Origin of the sequence: Palleronia aestuarii (assembly GCF_003253995.1) — a bacterium.
In the GTDB taxonomy this organism is placed as follows: Bacteria; Pseudomonadota; Alphaproteobacteria; order Rhodobacterales; family Rhodobacteraceae; genus Palleronia; species Palleronia aestuarii.
Window position 1 is genome coordinate 17,959 of sequence record NZ_QKZL01000013.1, and the last position, 16,700, is coordinate 34,658.

At 65.8% G+C, this 16,700-nt stretch carries 16 protein-coding genes and 1 pseudogene; 9 read left to right on the forward strand and 8 right to left on the reverse strand.

All coding sequences use genetic code 11. The features are described 5' to 3' along the window. Position 1: 1 nt before the first annotated feature. The 5 genes from arsC to LX81_RS13885 all read left to right on the forward strand — a co-directional run bounded on the left by arsC (position 2) and on the right by LX81_RS13885 (position 4,289). Positions 2–397, forward strand: a complete 396-nt coding sequence (arsC, locus tag LX81_RS13865) for an arsenate reductase (glutaredoxin) (protein WP_111537923.1) — start codon at positions 2–4, stop codon at positions 395–397. Beyond that, positions 394–1,116, forward strand: coding sequence for an arsenical resistance protein ArsH (arsH, locus tag LX81_RS13870; protein ID WP_111537924.1), 723 nt, complete (start codon positions 394–396; stop codon positions 1,114–1,116). The genes arsC and arsH overlap by 4 nt, the downstream gene beginning before the upstream one ends. Before the next feature lie 238 nt (positions 1,117–1,354). Then, entirely contained in the window at positions 1,355–1,771 is a 417-nt protein-coding gene (locus LX81_RS13875; protein WP_111537925.1) for a ribbon-helix-helix domain-containing protein, read from the forward strand. A 31-nt stretch (positions 1,772–1,802) separates the two neighbouring features. Next, positions 1,803–2,852, forward strand: coding sequence for an extracellular catalytic domain type 1 short-chain-length polyhydroxyalkanoate depolymerase (locus LX81_RS13880; protein ID WP_111537926.1), 1,050 nt, complete (start codon positions 1,803–1,805; stop codon positions 2,850–2,852). A 306-nt stretch (positions 2,853–3,158) separates the two neighbouring features. Then, complete coding sequence (locus LX81_RS13885; protein WP_234822617.1) at positions 3,159–4,289, forward strand: AI-2E family transporter; 1,131 nt, start codon at positions 3,159–3,161, stop codon at positions 4,287–4,289. 13 nt (positions 4,290–4,302) lie between these two features. Here the strand turns inward: LX81_RS13885 and LX81_RS13890 are convergent, their stop codons facing one another. The 7 genes from LX81_RS13890 to cyoA are packed head-to-tail and all read right to left on the reverse strand — an operon-like array spanning position 4,303 to position 11,043. Continuing rightward, complete coding sequence (locus tag LX81_RS13890; protein ID WP_111537927.1) at positions 4,303–4,836, reverse strand: response regulator transcription factor; 534 nt, start codon at positions 4,834–4,836, stop codon at positions 4,303–4,305. After that, positions 4,826–6,139, reverse strand: a complete 1,314-nt coding sequence (locus tag LX81_RS13895; protein ID WP_211322769.1) for an ATP-binding protein — start codon at positions 6,137–6,139, stop codon at positions 4,826–4,828. Before LX81_RS13895 ends, LX81_RS13890 begins: the two co-directional genes overlap by 11 nt. Beyond that, positions 6,129–6,857: an SURF1 family protein gene (locus LX81_RS13900; RefSeq protein ID WP_111537928.1), complete on the reverse strand. Its 729-nt coding sequence runs from the start codon at positions 6,855–6,857 to the stop codon at positions 6,129–6,131. The genes LX81_RS13895 and LX81_RS13900 overlap by 11 nt, the downstream gene beginning before the upstream one ends. Next, entirely contained in the window at positions 6,854–7,252 is a 399-nt protein-coding gene (gene cyoD, locus LX81_RS13905) for a cytochrome o ubiquinol oxidase subunit IV (RefSeq protein WP_111537929.1), read from the reverse strand. Before cyoD ends, LX81_RS13900 begins: the two co-directional genes overlap by 4 nt. Continuing rightward, complete coding sequence (gene cyoC, locus LX81_RS13910; protein WP_111537930.1) at positions 7,249–7,875, reverse strand: cytochrome o ubiquinol oxidase subunit III; 627 nt, start codon at positions 7,873–7,875, stop codon at positions 7,249–7,251. The genes cyoD and cyoC overlap by 4 nt, the downstream gene beginning before the upstream one ends. Then, positions 7,872–9,872 (reverse strand): cytochrome o ubiquinol oxidase subunit I, encoded by a 2,001-nt coding sequence (cyoB, locus tag LX81_RS13915; RefSeq protein ID WP_111537988.1) that lies wholly within the window; start codon positions 9,870–9,872, stop codon positions 7,872–7,874. Before cyoB ends, cyoC begins: the two co-directional genes overlap by 4 nt. A 10-nt stretch (positions 9,873–9,882) precedes the next feature. Further along, entirely contained in the window at positions 9,883–11,043 is a 1,161-nt protein-coding gene (gene cyoA / locus LX81_RS13920) for a ubiquinol oxidase subunit II (RefSeq protein WP_111537931.1), read from the reverse strand. A 162-nt stretch (positions 11,044–11,205) separates the two neighbouring features. On the opposite strand from cyoA, the gene LX81_RS13925 reads away from it, so the two are divergent. The 4 genes from LX81_RS13925 (at position 11,206) to LX81_RS13940 (ending at position 16,547) form a co-directional block, all read left to right on the forward strand. After that, entirely contained in the window at positions 11,206–12,537 is a 1,332-nt protein-coding gene (locus LX81_RS13925; RefSeq protein ID WP_111537932.1) for an MFS transporter, read from the forward strand. A 468-nt stretch (positions 12,538–13,005) separates the two neighbouring features. Continuing rightward, positions 13,006–14,013: a glycosyltransferase family 2 protein gene (locus LX81_RS13930; RefSeq protein WP_234822618.1), complete on the forward strand. Its 1,008-nt coding sequence runs from the start codon at positions 13,006–13,008 to the stop codon at positions 14,011–14,013. A gap of 4 nt (positions 14,014–14,017) precedes the next feature. After that, a complete protein-coding gene (locus LX81_RS13935; RefSeq protein ID WP_111537933.1) occupies positions 14,018–15,541 on the forward strand; it encodes a hypothetical protein in 1,524 nt (507 codons plus the stop codon). A 61-nt stretch (positions 15,542–15,602) separates the two neighbouring features. After that, the gene (locus LX81_RS13940; protein WP_111537934.1) at positions 15,603–16,547 is read left to right on the forward strand and encodes a lysylphosphatidylglycerol synthase transmembrane domain-containing protein; all 945 of its coding nucleotides are present in this window, start codon (positions 15,603–15,605) and stop codon (positions 16,545–16,547) included. A 6-nt stretch (positions 16,548–16,553) separates the two neighbouring features. On the opposite strand, the pseudogene LX81_RS23250 reads toward LX81_RS13940, so the two are convergent. Next, positions 16,554–16,700, reverse strand: a pseudogene (locus LX81_RS23250) (NAD-dependent epimerase/dehydratase family protein); the annotation flags it as partial.

The window sequence follows — 16,700 nt, forward strand, 5'->3', positions numbered from 1 at the left end:
AATGGTCACGATCTTTCACAATCCCGATTGTGGCACGTCGCGCAACGTTCTCGCGATGATCCGGCAATCGGGCACGGAACCGGAGGTGATCCCCTATCTCGAGACCCCGCCCTCCCGCACGACGCTAGAGACGCTGATCGCGGAGATGGGCATCAAGCCGCGCGACCTCCTCCGGCGCAAGGGGACACCCTACGACGAACTCGGTCTCGACGACCCGGCCCTATCCGGCGCCGATCTCGTCGATGCGATGATGGCACATCCGATCCTCATCAACCGGCCGATCGTCGCCACGCCGAAGGGCACGCGCCTTTGCCGTCCGTCGGAGCGGGTGCTCGACCTCCTCGACGGTGACGTCGGACCGTTCACCAAGGAGGACGGAGAGGTGGTGGCGCGATGACGGTCCCGCCCTCCGACCTGCCGCCTATCGCAGCGGATCATCTTCGACCGATCGACACCGCGCTCTATGCCGCGCCGGGCGACGACGGGCACGCGCCGAGGCTCCTCATGCTCTACGGCTCCGTGCGGGAACGCTCCTTCTCCCGCCTCGCCGCCGAGGAAGGCGCGCGGCTTCTGCGCTGGTTCGGAGCAGAGGTGCGGTTCTTCGATCCGAGCGGCCTGCCGTTGCCCGATGCCGCACCCGCCGATCACCCCAAGGTCGCCGAGCTTCGCGACCTCGCCACCTGGTCGGAAGGCATGGTCTGGTCCTCTCCCGAACGGCATGGGGCGATGTCGGCCATCATGAAGGCGCAGATCGACTGGCTCCCGCTCTCCCTGGGCGGGGTGCGGCCGACGCAGGGCAAGACCCTCGCCCTGATGCAGGTCTGCGGCGGATCGCAGAGCTTCAACGCCGTGAACCAGATGCGGATCCTCGGGCGCTGGATGCGGATGGTGACGATCCCCAACCAATCCTCCATCCCGAAGGCCTGGGACGAATTCGACGAGGCGGGTCGGATGCGGCCCTCGCCTCTCTACCTGCGGATCGTGGATGTCATGGAGGAACTCGTGAAGTTCACCTGGATGACCCGCGGAAGGTCGTCCGACCTGACCGACCGCCATTCGGAGCGCGTCGAAAGCCACGAAGCTTTGTCCAGACGCGTGAACCAGAAGAAGGTCTGACGCAGGATCACGCGACCCCGCAATGTCGCCGGCAGCCAGCCCGAGCTATCCTTCGACATTTTTTCTTCAGCTTTTCGCACGCCGGAATCGGTCGCCTCGTCGAGCGCGAACCGATTTCTCTTCGTACCCTGCCGCGATCGCGGCTGGTGAAGCCGACGAATGACGCCGGGGTTGGGTCGCGGAACCTTGACGCAGCCATTTGTACATCCATATACCATCCAAGTGGATGGATATAGCGATGCCGAAGATACACCAATTGTCGGAGAGAGCCGGTGAGACCGAAAAGATCACCATCAATCTCGGCCCCATCGACCTGGGCCGTATCGACCTTCTCGTGCGCGAGGGGTTCTATTCCAACCGGACGGATTTCATCCGCACGGCAATCCGCACCCAATTGAGCTCGGAGGCAAGCGCGGTCGAACGATCGACGGAGCGGCACCGGTTCGAAACCGGCCTCTTCGACGTGACGCGCGCCGAACTCGAGCGCCTGCGCGCGGATGGGGAGGTGCTGCATCTCCGCGTTCTGGGCCTCGCGCGGATCGCGTCCGACGTGGACGCGGATCTCGCTCGGGCCACCATCGGATCGATCAGCGTGCTGGGCTCGCTGCAGGCCACCAAGGACGTCAAGGCGGCGCTCGCCGACCGCATAACCTGACCGGACATTCCCGGCATCTAGGATCAAGACAATGAAAAACGATTTCACGGCGGCCCTCGGGCGCGCACTCGAAGCCACGCGCGCCGGCGATCCCGCCGCCGCCACCGATTACATCCGCTCCGCTTTTTCTGGGGGAACGACGACCGAACCCTCGCCGGCGCAGCGGAACCATCGGCCCGACGCGACCTTTCGCGGGATGCCCGATCTTTCCTCCCTGCCCGGGATGGCAGGGATGCCCGATCTGCCCGGAATGCACGACCTGCCCGGCCGCAAGCCCGCGAGGACCGTACCCGTTCCCGACGGCGCGACGGTCGAATGGCGCCGGATCGCGGGGCGCGACGTCCGTCTCTTCACCCCGTCGCCGCGCGAGGGTGGCCTCAAGGGGCTCGTCCTGATGCTGCACGGATGCACGCAGGCGCCGGACGATTTCGCCCTCGGCACCCGGATGGACGGCGCAGCGGAGGCGGCGGGCTTCGCGATCGCCTATCCCGAGCAGACCCGGACCCATAATATGAACGGGTGCTGGAACTGGTTCAGGGCACAGGACCAACAGGCGGGTTCCGGCGAGCCCGCGACGCTCTCGGCCATCGCGGTGGAACTTGCAGGCGAACTCGGGCTCGGTGGACGGGTCTTCGCCGCCGGGCTCTCCGCGGGCGGCGCCATGGCGGCGGTGCTGGCGGAAACGCATCCCGACCTCTTCACCGCCGTGGGCATCCATTCCGGTCTGCCGACCGGTGCTGCGACGGACATGCAGACCGCCTTCTCCGCGATGCGGGGGGAGCGGGGCGGACGTCCCCTCGCCGTTCCGGGCATCGTCTTCCAGGGCACCGCCGACCGGACCGTGGCACCGGCCAATGCGCGGCATCTCGTTCCCGGCGACGGCATCGAGACGAGGCATGGTGAGGGCGCGCGCCGCTGGACGCGGTTGACCACGGGCCAGGGATCGGAGCTCTGGACGATAAAGGGCGCCGGACATGCCTGGTCGGGCGGCGATACCGCGGGCTCCTACGCCGATGCCGGCGGCCCCGATGCCTCCGCGGAGATGCTGCGGTTCTTCGGCGAGATCGCCGCGCGCAACTGAGTAAAGCGCCCGCCGCCTGACGCGGCGGGCCGTTCGATTGACATACGTGATCGCCGGTGGCTCCGGTCTCGTCGAGAGGGCCGGCATTCCCTATGGTGACGACACCGAGACCGCCCCCGAACATCGCATCGCCGCGAGAAAGACGGAAGATCACTTGCAAGACCCTGCCCGCCCGAAACCCGCCAGTTTCCAGCCGCGCGACGCCCGTTTCCGCGCGTCGATGGGGTATCGGGATGTTGACGCTTTCTCAGGGGCCGCACAGTAACGTGCGCAGGCCGAGCCGCCGATTTGGGAAGGGATGCCACCGTGAATGACGCCTCGGACAAGCTCGATACGAGCGACACCTCGACCTTGCGGCAGATGCGGTCGATTCCGCGGTGGGCGGGGATCGCGATCTTCATCTATGCGACCATCTACACGCTGAGTTACGCCAAGTCGTTCCTCGTCCCGGTGGTGCTGGCCTTCCTGTTGACGCTGGTCTTCAGCCCGATCCGGCGGGTCTTCGATCGTCGCGGAATCCCATCCGCGCTCACCTCGGCCCTCATCGTCCTGGGGCTCCTTGTGGTTAGCACAGTCATCCTCGGCACGCTCGCCATGCCGGTCGCCGGCTGGATCGACCGGGCCCCGATGATCACGGAGCAGATCCGTGAGCAGATCAGCGAGGTTTCGGGCGCCCTCAGCGGGATCCTGGAGGCGACCAAGCGCCTCACCGAACTCGGCGCCCCCGGGGACGACGTCGAACGGGTGGTGACGGCGGAGGGCGGCTACGCCACCGACCTCGCGACCCTCATTCCCGGCATCGTCGCGCAGATCGTCTTTACCCTCGTCCTTCTGTTCTTCCTGCTCGCCTCGGGCGACATGTTCTACGAGAAGCTCGTCCACGTCATTCCGCGCTTCCGCGACAAACGCCGCGCGATGACCGCCATGCGCGACATCGAACGCAGGCTCTCGCGTTATCTCTTCACGATCACCGTGATCAACGTATCGCTCGGGATCTGCGTGGGCCTCGCGATGTGGTGGCTCGGCATGCCATCCCCGGCCATTTTCGGGATGATCGCGTTCCTCTTCAATTACGTGCCCTATCTCGGGGCGCTGGCCGGGATCGTCGTCGCCACCGCTGTGGCGCTCGTCTCGTTCGACGGGATCTTCCTGGGATGCGCCGTCGGCGGGGCGTATCTAGCCCTGACCTCGATCGAGGGGCAGCTCATCACACCCTATTTCGTCGGGCGCAGTTTGCGGCTCAACACCGTCGTGGTTTTCCTCGCCGTCTCGTTCTGGGCCTGGCTCTGGTCCGCCGTGGGCATGGTCGTCGCCGTTCCGCTGCTCGCCGCCCTGCGCACGGTCGCGGCCCATGTCGACGGGATGGGCGCCATCGCGGACTTCCTCGGCGAACGCCACTCGGAGGTTCAGGACGAAAGCGAAGCCGACACGTCCTGAGCCGCCGCGCGGTTCAGCCGACCTGCCGCTTGCCGAGCTTGCGCGCCAGCGTGCGGCGATGCATGCCGAGCCGGCGGGCCGCCTCCGAGATGTTGAAGTCGCATTCCGCGAGCACCTCGTGGATGCGCTCCCATTCGATCGTCTTGATCGACGTCGGCCGGAAGGTGACGGAAACGTCCGGATTTCCCTCGCCGCGGGCGAAAGCGGCCTCGATGTCGTCGGTGTTGGAGGGTTTGGCGAGGTAATGGCACGCGCCGAGCTTGATCGCTTCCACGGCGGTGGCGATGCTCGCGAACCCCGTCAGGACGACGATCTTCATGTCGCTGTCGCGCTCGTGCAGCGCCTTCACGCATTCGAGGCCGGAGCCGTCGCCGAGTTTCAGGTCGACCACCGCGAAATCCGGCGTCTCCTCGCGCACCGCCTCGTGGGCCGCGGCGACGCCGGACGCATGGCTCACGACGTATCCGCGCCGTTCGAAGGACCGGATGAGGGTCCGCGAGAGTGCCGCGTCGTCTTCGATGATGAGCAGGGTCGGCCTAAGCTCCATGGACGTTCTCCGGGCTGAGACGGTCGAGCGGAAGGGTGAGCGTCACAGCGGCGCCCCCCGCGTCGAGATTGCGCGCCGAGACGCGACCGCCGAGCTGGCGGACCACGTTCACGACGAGATAGAGGCCTAGTCCGCTGCCCGGCCGTCCCTTGGTCGAGGAATAGGGGCGGCCGAAATTCTCGAGCACCTCGTCGCTGAAGCCCGGTCCGGAATCCTCTATGGTCAGTAGCAGATTATCCTCGTGCCGTGTCGCCGTCACGCGGATCGTGTCGGGAACCGCCTCGAAGGCATTGTCGAAGAGGCTGGCGATGACCTGCCGCAGCGCCGGGTCGGCAAGGATTTCCCGATCGGGTTCGAAGGTGTTTCGAAAGGCGATCCGGCCGGTCGGGCGGGTGGCCTGCCATTCGGCGACGGTCTCGCGCAGGAAGGCGCCGACACTCGTGCGGCTCACCGTCTCGCCGCGCGCCTCGCCCGACGACATCAGGATACCCGTGACGATGGCCTTGCAGCGGTCGAGCTGGTTCTGCATCTCCTCGATATCGGCGGTGAGTTCCTCATCCTCCCGGATCTGGGGCGTACGCTGCCAGTCGGCGACGAGCACGGAGAGCACGGAGAGCGGCGTGCCGAGTTCGTGCGCGGCCCCCGAGGCGAGCAGACCCAGACGGACGATATGCTCTTCCTCGACGGCTTGGCGTTTGAGATCGCCGAGCCGCCGGTCGCGCTGCCGCAGGTTCCGCCCGATCTGGCCGATGAAGTAGACGAGAAGCGCCGAGGCGAGGAGGAAGCAGATCAGGCTGCCCAGGACATGGAGCGGCGGGACGTTCCCGCTCGGCGTCAGCATCAGGTCGCGCGAGAGCGGATCGTACATCAACGCCGCGAAGAACAGGCCCGTCAGGCTCAAGAGCGCCCAGGCCGCGCGCGGTGTGAGGAGCACCGCCCCGAGGATGATCTGCAGCAGGTAAAGCATCACGAACGGGTTCGACGCGCCGCCGCTGAAATGGAGTTGCGCCGTCAGCCCCGCGACATCGAGCAGGATCTGCCCGAAAATCTCTCCGTTGGAGACGTGCGGCCGGCGTCGGTGAACCAGCAGCGTGGCAATATTCGCGGCCAAGAGCAGCAGGACGACCAGCGCCATCGGCCCCAGCGGCAGCGCGATCCCGAGACCGAAATGGACCACGAGGATCGTCGCGATCTGTCCCGCCGCCGCGATCCACCGCAGTTGCGTCAGGAGAAAGAGGTTCTGACGGTTCGCCGCCTCCTCGGCCGGGACGAGCATCGCCGGTCCGCGCGCCTCAATCGGCATGTCGGGGCTCCCGAGCGCCCGGCCGGGCAGGCCGCAGCACGAGGATCGTCGCGCCTAGGGACATGGCGGCGAGGGTGAACCAGGTCAGGGCATAGACGAGATGCGTGTTGCGGAAGCGCACGACCGTCAGGCCGCCCACCGGCGGCGTTCCGCCATTCGCGTCCGCCTCCGCGTCGACGAAGTATGGTGCGACGGTGTCGAGCCCCATGCTGCGCGCGATCTCGGCGACGTCGCGCGAATACCAGCGGCCCGCGTCGGGATCGTTCGCGCGGAGAAAGCCGCCTTCGGGTTCCGTCATCCGTAGGAGGCCCACGATGCGCTGCTCTCCCTCGGCCGGCGTGATCTCGGCCGTTCGCGACGGGATGTAGCCGCGATTGACGAGGATCGTCATCCCCCCCTGTGTCACGAACGGGGATACGACCCAATAGCCGCCGCCCCGCTCGGTCACCGCCTGAACGAGGGCGACGGGGTCGAGGAACTGGCCCTCGGCCGCGACCCGCAGATACTCGGCCTTTTCGCGCGAGAGATCCGCCCAATCCTGCGGACCGGGCGGCGTCGTGGGAGATGCCGCGATGCGGCTCTCCACCCGATCGATGAGGTCGATCTTCCAGGCCCGGCGTTCGATCTGCCACCAGCCGAGCCCGACGAACCCGATCGTGAGCGCAAGGGTCAGCGACGCGAGGAGCAGGGTCCGGATCGGCCGCGGCCTCCGCGTCACAAGGCGTCCATCTCGTGTGTCGGCATCATGTTGGTGTTCATGTGGTACATGACCCAGAGCGTTCCGCTCACCGCGATCACCAGGATGATGAAGGTGAAGATGAGGGCCATGAAGGTCCATCCGCCTTCGGAACGCGGATCCATGTGCAGGAAGAAGATCATGTGGACGACGATCTGCACCACCGCGAAACCCACCACGATGAAGGCCGTCGCCTGCGCGCTGTCGAGCGGCCGGTCCATCACGAGCCAGAAGGGGATCGCCGTCAAGATCGCCGCAAGCACGAAGCCCGTCAGATACCCGCGGAGCGAGCCATGCGCACCGCTTCCGTGGTCGTGATGCCCGTCGTGGTCGGGCGCCTCGGTCTCGTCGAGTCCGTCAAGATGCGCGGGGCTCATTGCAGCACTCCCAGGAGGTAGACGAAGGTGAAGACGCCGATCCAGATCACGTCGAGGAAGTGCCAGAACATCGACAGGCACATGAGCCGCCGTTGATTGGCCTCGACGAGGCCGCGCTTCTGGACCTGCACCATCAGCGTCACGAGCCAGATCGTCCCGAAGAAGACGTGCAGCCCGTGCGTCCCCACCAGCACGAAGAAGGCCGACAGGAAGCCGCTGCGCTGCGGTCCGGCACCGATATGGATGAGGTGGTGGAACTCGTAGAGCTCCACGCCGAGGAAGCCGAGCCCGAGCAGGCCGGTGACGGCGAGCCAGATCTGCATCGTCGCCTGGCGCCCGCCCACCATCGCGAGCATCGCGAAGCCGAAGGTGATCGACGAGACGAGGAGGAGCGACGTGTTGATCGCGATGAGCTCGAGCTCGAAGAGATCGGCGGGGCCCGGCCCGGCCGCGTAGTTGCCTCCGAGGACGCCAAAGGTGGCAAAGAGGATCGCGAAGATGAGGCAGTCGCTCATCAGGTAGATCCAGAAGCCCAGCATAGTGGAGCCGCCCTCAGGGTGGTGCGGCTCCTCCTCGTAGTGGAAGACGGTGTCGTCCGTTGCGACGTCTGCCGTGGTGCTCATGAGGCTACTCCCGACAGGCGGCGCGTGCGGTCCGTCTCGACCCGGGCGACCTCGTCGGCCGGAATGTGGTAATCGCGGTGGTAATCGAAGGTGTGGTAGATCGCGTAGCCGATCAGGCCCACGAAGGCCAAGGCCGCCAGCCACCACACGTACCAGATGAGGGCCATGGCAAGCACCACGCTCAGCCCCGCCAGCACGACCCCCGCCGAGGTGTTGGACGGCATATGGATGGGCCGGAACCCGTCCTCGGGACGCTCGTAGCCGCGTGCCTTCATGTCGGCCCAGGCATCGGTCGCATGAACCACCGGCGTGAAGGCGAAATTGTAGTCCGGCGGCGGCGAGGAGGTGGCCCATTCGAGGGTCCGCCCGTTCCAGGGATCGCCGGTCGTGTCCGCAAGCTCCTCGCGCCGCCAGATCGACACCGCGAACTGGACGAGCATCGCACCGATCCCGCAGGCGATGAGGACGGCGCCGAGCGCGGCGATCCCGAACCAGATCTGCAGCGACGGATCGTCGAAGACGCGCATCCGGCGCGTCACGCCCATGAGGCCCAGGATGTAGAGCGGCATGAACGCGGCCCAGAATCCCACGACCCAGAACCAGAACGACACCGCGCCCCAGAAATGGTCGAGCTTGAACCCGAAGGCCTTGGGCCACCAGTAGTTGATCGCCGCGAAGGAGCCGAAGAGCACGCCGCCGATGATCACGTTGTGGAAGTGCGCCACGAGGAAGAGCGAGTTGTGGAGCAGGAAGTCCGCAGGCGGCACGGCGAGGAGCACGCCCGTCATGCCGCCCACGGTGAAGGTCAGCATGAAGGCGATGGTCCACATCATCGGCAGCTCGAACCGGATGCGGCCGTGATACATGGTGAAGAGCCAGTTGAAGATCTTGGCCCCCGTCGGGATCGAGATGATCATCGTCGTGATGCCGAAGAAGGCGTTCACGCTCGCGCCGTTGCCCATGGTGAAGAAGTGGTGGAGCCAGACGACATAGGCCAGGACCGTGATCACCACCGTGGCGTAGACCATCGACGTGTAGCCGAAGAGCCGCTTGCCCGAGAAGGTCGAGGTGACCTCCGAGAAGACGCCGAAAAGCGGCAGGATCAGGATGTAGACCTCCGGATGGCCCCAGATCCAGATCAGGTTCACGTACATCATGGCGTTGCCGCCCATGTCCGTGGTGAAGAAGTTGGTTCCGACATAGCGGTCGAGCGAGAGGAGCACGAGCACCGCGGTCAGGACCGGGAAGGAGGCCACGATCAGGACGTTCGTGCAGAGGCTCGTCCAGGTGAAGATCGGCATCTTCATCATGGTCATGCCCGGCGCGCGCATCTTCAGGATCGTGCAGATCAGGTTGATGCCCGAGAGCGTCGTCCCGACCCCCGCGACCTGCAGCGCCCAGATATAGTAGTCGACGCCGACATATGGCGAGGCGTCGAGCCCCGAAAGCGGCGGGAAGGCGAGCCAGCCCGTCTGCGCGAACTCCCCGAGAAAGAGCGAGGCCATGACGATCACCGCGCCACCGGCCGTCATCCAGAACGAGAAGTTGTTGAGGAACGGGAACGCCACGTCGCGCGTGCCGATCTGCAGCGGGATGACGTAGTTCATCAGGCCCGTGATGATCGGCATCGCCACGAAGAAAATCATGATCACGCCGTGGGCGGTGAAGACCTGATCGTAATGGTGCGCGTTCAGGTATCCGTCCGACCCGTTGAAGGCCATGACCTGCTGGAGCCGCATCATGATCGCGTCGGCGAAGCCCCTGAGCAGCATGATGATGCCGAGCACCATGTACATGATGCCGATCTTCTTGTGATCGACGGTCGTGAACCACTCGTTCCAGAGATAGCCCCAGAGCTTGTAGCGGTAGATCATGTAGACGACGCCGAGACCGCCCAGGACCACGACGAGGAAGGTCATCTGGACGATCGGGTCGTAGGGGATCGCCTGCCACGTGAGGCGCCCGAAGATCGGGTGCACGGAGATCGGTTCGCTCATTTCCATGGTATCACAATTCGCTCTCTTGCCCGGAGGCATCGGTCATGGGAAGCGCCACGGGCGTCAGTTGCCCGCCATGCGGGAGGGCCTTGCCCGACAGGGTGGCGAAACGGTCGCGCACGGGGAGCGCCTCACGCTTCGCGATGGCCTCCATCGCCTCCTCCTCGGTGCAGATGGCCGCGACGTATTGCGGCGCCGGCCCGAACACCGCCCCGACGCGGCGATCGGAGGTCTCGGGCAGCGTCGCCACGAGACCCTCGAGGCCCAGCCCCCCCTCGGCGTCGATGGCCATCATCTCGCTCATGCACATCCGCCCGGGCTCGACGCACATGTTGACGACGAGGTCGAAGAGGTTCTCCTCGACGCCGCCGTATCCGGAGACGGGATTTGCGACGCTCGGCTCGGCGAGTTCGAGATAGGTGTCGCGGTCGAGGCGCTCGCCGCCGTCGCGCAGGCCCGCGATCCACTCCTCGAACCCGGCATCGTCGGTGCCGATCACGTCGAAGCGCATCTGCGAGAAGCCCGCCCCGCTGTAATGGGCGGAACGCCCCTCGAAGGTGCCCTCGGCGTTCAGAACGCCGTGCAGCGTCGTCTCCATCCCCGCCATCGTGTAGATCATGCCGGCCATCGTCGGGACCGAGAACGTGTTCATCACCTTCTCCGAGGTGAGCGAGAAGGTCACCGGCCGGTCGACGGGCAGGGCGAGCTCGTTCACCACCGCGACGTCGTATTGCGGCAGAATGAAGAGCCATTTCCAGTCGAGCGAGACGGCCTGAACCTCCAGGGGCTCCACGTCGTCGGAGATCGGCGTGTCCGAATCGACCCGGCCAAGCGGGCGGTATGGGTCGAGATGGTGCGTGCCCACATAGGTCACCGCGCCCAGGACGATGATGATCAGAAGCGGAACCGCCCAGACGACGAGCTCGATCTGCGTCGAGTGATCCCAGTCGGGCTCGTAGCGCGCCTCGCGATTGCTTGCGCGATAGCGGAACGCGAAGAGCACGGTCAGCGCCATCACCGGCACGATGACGAGCAGCATCAGGAGCGTCGCGAAGATCAGGATGTTGCTCTGCTGTTGAGCGACGTCGCCCGACGGACTGAGCAGCACCAGATCGCATCCCGCAAGCGGAAGGACGGCGAGGGCGACGAGGATCGGGCGTCGAAGGGACATGTCTTCCACGGCTTTCTCTAGGATCGAAGCAGGAGGTACCAACGGCCCAAGAGGGTTGCGATTGGACAATCTGTCCAATGCACCGCAATCTCGTTCGGCGGCATAGGAGCGCCATGGCCGGGCGATGCCGCGCGGCCGAGACCCGACAGACGAGGCGACATAGTGGCGGATTCCCCCGAAAGCGCGCTCGAGACCGAAGCGCGCCGCATCAATGCCGAAGGCGACCACGAGGTGAACCCGGCCGACGTGGCCGTCGGCGTCGTGATCGGACGCACGTCGGAATTTTTCGACTTCTTCGTCTTCGCCGTCGCCTCCGTGATCGTGTTCCCGGCAAGGGTCTTTCCCTATGTCGACGCGGCGACCGGAACGATCTTCTGCTTCGCCATCTTCGCGCTCGCCTTCGTCGCGCGCCCGATGGGAACCGTGATCTTCAACCATATCGACCGTCGCCACGGAAAGAGCGCGCGCCTGACCTCGGCGCTCTTCATGCTCGGCACCGCGACCGTGGCGCTCGGCTTTCTGCCCGCCTACGAGACGATCGGACATTGGTCGCTCGTCATCCTCGTCGCGCTCCGCCTCGTGCAGGGTCTTGCGATCGGCGGCTCCTGGGACGGTCTCGCCTCGCTTCTCGCCCTCGACGCGCCGGAGAACCGGCGGAGCTACTATACGATGATACCGCAGATCGGCGCGGCCGTGGGCTTTCTCGTCGCCACCGGGCTCTTCGCCTATTTCCTCGCGGTCCTGTCGCCCGAGGATTTCTACGACTGGGGCTGGCGCTATCCGTTCTTCGTGGCCTTCGCGATCAACGTCGTGGCGCTCTTCGCCCGGCTCAGGATCGTCGCAACGCCCGAATACACCAAGCTCTTCCGGGCCCGTGAATTGCAGCCCGAACCGATCATCGGCACCCTGCGCAAGGAAGCGCCCACGATCGCGCTCGGCGCGTTCGTCCCGCTCGCGACCTTCGCGCTCTTCCACATGATGACGGTGTTCCCGCTTTCGTGGATCTTCCTCTACACCGACGAGGAGCCGTGGCGGTTCCTGACCATCTCCTCCATCGCCTCCGCGTTCTTCCTCGCCGGCATCGTGGCGTCGGGTTGGCTCGCCGGCAAGTACGGCCGCTGGCGGCTCCTGCGGGATTGCGCGATGGCGACGGCAGCGTTCAGCGGGTTCGCACCGCAATTCCTCGACGGCGGCGTCCTCGGCGAGATCTTCTTCATGTTCAGCGGCTTCGCCCTTCTCGGCGTGTGTTTCGGCCAATCCTCGGGAATGGTCGCTGACCGCTTCTCGAAGCGCTACCGCTATACCGGATCGGCGATCACCTCGGACCTGGCCTGGCTCTTCGGCGCGGGCTTCGCACCGCTCGCCGCCTTGGCGCTCTCGACCTATTTCGGGCTGATCGCGGCCGGCGCGTATTTGCTCTCGGGTGCCCTGTGCACGCTGATTGCCCTGAGCATCGTCAAACGTTTCCGGCAGGATCGCGTGACGGTATCCTAAAACCGAATCCGCTTAGCGGACCGATCGGATCATACGTCGTCCGAACGCATGACGAGCGCTCCGATTCAGGGGCGGTGGGATTCGATGCCTGCACGAGTAACGTCGAAGCGTTCGAGATACCGTTTCCGGCTGACAAACAGGCGTCGCGCCCGAATATCGGGCAAACGCCCTTGAGCGAAATCCCTGCGGTATTACCCATCATTCCCGATCGATCGCGATGCAGGCGAAATTCATCAATCGAACCAACGGCGCGCACGGCATTTGCGCGGATTTGATCCGATAAGTTCGGGCGTGCTTCCACAATAGTTTGGTATCGTTTATAGAAGTTTTGCAATTTCGGGCAAAAATGACGTTGCTTCGTCGTCTGCTAAATGCCCGTGCAGAAGCTAATCAACCTGTTAGGGTTCTTTTCTGGGGGTCATTTTGAGCTTCTCCGTGACGCACTTGTCGAATCGCGAACCCATCAAGTTGATCATCCAGATTCCCTGCCTCAACGAGGCGGAGACGCTGCCCTCGGTGCTTTCGACGATTCCGGCCCATATTCCCGGCATCGACACGATCGAGACGCAGATCATCGACGACGGCTCCACCGATGGAACGGCGGAGATCGCCCGCAACCTCGGCGTGACCCACATCCTGGTCAACAAGACGAATATCGGCCTCGCGCGGAGCTTCCAGAAGGGGATCGAGAACGCCCTGCATCGCGGGGCCACGATCATCGTCAACACCGACGGCGACAACCAGTATTCCAGCGCCTCGATCCCCGATCTCATCCGACCGATCCTCGAAGGGCGGGCCGATATCGTCATCGGCGACCGGAAACCGGGCGAGAACGAGGATTTCTCTCTCGTCAAGCGATCCCTGCAGAGGTTCGGGACCCGCGTCGTCCGGCGCCTTGCGGGCGTCGACGTAACCGATGCCGTGTCCGGCTTCCGCGCCTATTCCAGGGATGCGGCGCTCGACATCAACGTGATGACCGGTTTCAGCTACACGATTGAGACGCTGATCCATGCGGGGCAGAAGGGCTATACTGTCGTCTCCGTGCCCGTCGGGATCAACCGCGCGACGCGTCCCTCGCGTCTCTTCAAGTCGATGGGAAGCTTCCTGCGCAAGCAGCTCGTCACCATCCTGCGCAGCTACGTCATGTATCGGTCCCTGAGCGCGTTTCTCGCCCTGGGCGGCATCATGCTCTTTCTCGGGGCGTTGCCGATCATCCGGTTCCTCATCCTCTACGCGATGGGATCGGGGGACGGGCACATCCAGTCGCTCGTCCTGGGCGGCGTGTTCCTCCTGGCCGGCTATCTCACCGTCGTGATCGCGTTCCTGAGTGACACGATCGCCACCAACCGCCGCCTGACCGAGCACGTCCTCGTGAGGTTGCGGCGCCTCGAGATGAGCGAGGCCCCCGACGAGAAGGATGAGGTCCAGAGCGATTCCGCCTTCCGGGCCAATACCATCAAGAACGCCGCGAACTGACCCAATGTTGCAGCGAAGGACGATCGACCCCGCGACGGCCGGGGCAATTGGCGTGGCGGTGCTGGGCGCGCTTCTCTACGGCCTCCTCGCGTCTCCGATCGGGCCCCTCGCGCCCAACGAGGCGTTCGGCAACGATATCTACGACTACTATTTCCTCTCGATCCTCGACGGACGGCTCGATGTGCCCGCCCGGATCCTGCGTCTCGAAGGCCATTACACCCCGGACGGCACCGGCTATCTCTATCACGGCCTCGCGCCGCTACTGACGCGTTTTGCCGTCGGCTGGGCCTGGCCGCTGCCGGAAGTCTCGATGGCCTATGCCTCGGTCTGGTTCTGGGCGGTGTCGGGAACCGCCTTCTACCATCTTGCCTTCGCGACCGTGGCCGGGCGGTTCGGACCACCCGCGGGGCTCCGGCGCGTCGTCTGGTCGGTCGTGCTGGCGTTCGGCATCTGGTTCGCGAGCCCGGGTCTCCTCTTCGCCGTCCGGCCGTCCCTCTTCCACGAGCCGAACGCCGTCGCCTACGCGATGGGTGGGGGGTTCGTCTTCCTCTGGACCCGAAACGCCGTTCTCGGACGTCCCTGGGGCTGGACGCTCCCCGGCCTCGCGATCTGTGCGGCGATCGCACTCCATGCGCGCCCCAACGTCGCCGTGGGCCTCTATGCCGGCGTGGTCATCGCCCTCGGCCTCGCGCTCCTGCGCGACCGGCAGCAGGCGATCCGCCCTGCCCTCCTCGCCATCGCGATCCTCGGAGTGTCCGGACTGGGCTTTCTGGGGCTCAATGCGGTGCGGTTCGGGTCCGCCGTGGAGGTGCATGGCTCGTACGATGCGGAAAGCCTGAGTTACGGACCGGTTTTCTGGGGTCACGAGATGTCGGATTCTCCCCGCGCCTCCGCCTTCGAGGACTATGGTCGTTTCAATCTCGGACGCATCCTGCCGAACGCGATGCTCTACGGCCTGGATCTGCCGGAGAAATCGGTCGCCGCACCGCCGTCGGAAGCGATCCTGTCGGCCTATCGTGCCGCGACCGAGGGGCTTGGGTTCATCCGGATCGAACCGCCCCGGATCGGGGCTGTCTGGTTATGGGCGCCCTGGATCGTCGTGGGGATGGCCGCCTTCGCCGCGCGCGGTGCGCCGCGACGGTTGCTGGGGCTCGTCGCCGCCACGGGCATCGCGGCCGTGCTTACCCTCGCCTACGGTACCGTGACCCTCCGCTACCGCTTCGACACGTGGCCTCTCTTCGCCGCCGTGGCCGTGGTCGGTCTCTACCGTATCGCTCCGGCCTTGGGACAGGGGACGGGCCGGCCGATCCTGTCGGGGCTCCTGGTGGCCGCGACGCTCTTCGGCGTCGGCATGACGGCTCTCACCGCCATGGGGTACCGCGACGAGTTCAGCGTGAACGCCCCGACGAACTTCTTCGTCCGCTGGACGCGGGAAGAGTGCATCGCGAAAGCCAAGTTTCACGATTTCTCCCAGGAGCGTCTTGACCAGATCTGCGCGCTGCCCGGCGAGACGGATCCCGCCTCATGAGCCTGCCGCCACGCGATCGGACCCCGCGCCGGACCGGCGCGCCCAAGCCGGTGCATACCCGATGAGCGACCCGGCGCCCGCCTCCCGCAAGACACGCGCGGCCTTCCTCGCGAAGCTCGCCGGACGAGGCCTGATGCTTCTCGCCATCGTCTTCCTGATCCGTCAGGGCGCGCGTCACTGGGCAGATCTCTCCACCTGGCGCCCCGAGGCCTGGCAGATCGGCGTGATCCTCGCGATCGCGATCTGCTACGGCGCGTCGATCTTCGTCGTGGCCGAGGTCTGGCACCGCATCGTCAACATCTTCGCTCCCGAAGCGCGCAAGAGGACCTACCCGTCCTACACGATGACGCAGATCGCCAAGTACATCCCCGGCAACGTCGCGCATCTTCTAGGCCGTGCGATCTATCTCAAGGGCGGCGCGCTGAGCAACCGGCAACTCGGCATCGCCACACTCCTCGAGATCGCCGTCATGCCCGCGGCGGCCGGCTCCTTCGTTCTGCTCGCCGCACTCGCGATCCCCGTGGCCACGCTGCTTCCGCAGGCTGCGTTCCTGCAGCCGTTCGTCCTGCCGGCGACGATCGGCCTGGGGCTCGTCCTGCTGGGCGCGCTGGCGATACCTCGCAGCGTCCGCCTGCAGGTTCCTGCGCGGACGCTCGCCGGAACGACGCTCCTCGCACTCATCTTCATGTGTCTTCTCGGCCTGGCCTTCGCGACTCTCTTGAACACGATTTCGCCCGCGCCGCCGCTTCTCGCCGCCCTCGTGGCCGTCCTGGGCTGGATCGTGGGCTATTTCACGCCGGGCGCCCCCGGCGGGCTCGGAACGCGCGAGGCGCTGATGCTCCTCCTTCTCGACGGCACCGTTCCGCAGAGCGAAGCGCTCATCGCGATCTCCCTCTTCCGCCTCGTCACGGTTCTGGGCGACACGGTCTGCTTCGGCGCGGGCTGGGTCCTCTACCGCACGATCTTCCGCCCCGAAGAACCGGAGGGCGTCGCCTCCGCGCCCTGAACCCCCTCAGGAGACGGATCGGAGGGCTCGACCTTCGGGATCGCGCTCGAGTTTGGAGGCGAGGTCGCGGGTCCAGGCCGAGAGGGCGGGGACGCGGGTGCGGTCGATGCGGTGGGCGTAGCGGCGCGCCACCTCCACCACCTCCTCCAGAAG

Excerpts from the sequence above, each read along its gene's own strand:
- arsC (WP_111537923.1), top strand. The coding sequence starts at position 2 with ATGGTCACGATCTTTCACAATCCCGATTGTGGCACGTCGCGCAACGTT.
- arsH (WP_111537924.1), top strand. The coding sequence starts at position 394 with ATGACGGTCCCGCCCTCCGACCTGCCGCCTATCGCAGCGGATCATCTT.
- LX81_RS13875 (WP_111537925.1), top strand. The coding sequence starts at position 1,355 with ATGCCGAAGATACACCAATTGTCGGAGAGAGCCGGTGAGACCGAAAAG.
- LX81_RS13880 (WP_111537926.1), top strand. The coding sequence starts at position 1,803 with ATGAAAAACGATTTCACGGCGGCCCTCGGGCGCGCACTCGAAGCCACG.
- LX81_RS13890 (WP_111537927.1), bottom strand. The coding sequence starts at position 4,836 with ATGGAGCTTAGGCCGACCCTGCTCATCATCGAAGACGACGCGGCACTC.
- LX81_RS13895 (WP_211322769.1), bottom strand. The coding sequence starts at position 6,139 with ATGCCGATTGAGGCGCGCGGACCGGCGATGCTCGTCCCGGCCGAGGAG.
- cyoD (WP_111537929.1), bottom strand. The coding sequence starts at position 7,252 with ATGAGCCCCGCGCATCTTGACGGACTCGACGAGACCGAGGCGCCCGAC.
- cyoC (WP_111537930.1), bottom strand. The coding sequence starts at position 7,875 with ATGAGCACCACGGCAGACGTCGCAACGGACGACACCGTCTTCCACTAC.
- cyoB (WP_111537988.1), bottom strand. The coding sequence starts at position 9,872 with ATGAGCGAACCGATCTCCGTGCACCCGATCTTCGGGCGCCTCACGTGG.
- cyoA (WP_111537931.1), bottom strand. The coding sequence starts at position 11,043 with ATGTCCCTTCGACGCCCGATCCTCGTCGCCCTCGCCGTCCTTCCGCTT.
- LX81_RS13935 (WP_111537933.1), top strand. The coding sequence starts at position 14,018 with ATGTTGCAGCGAAGGACGATCGACCCCGCGACGGCCGGGGCAATTGGC.
- LX81_RS13940 (WP_111537934.1), top strand. The coding sequence starts at position 15,603 with ATGAGCGACCCGGCGCCCGCCTCCCGCAAGACACGCGCGGCCTTCCTC.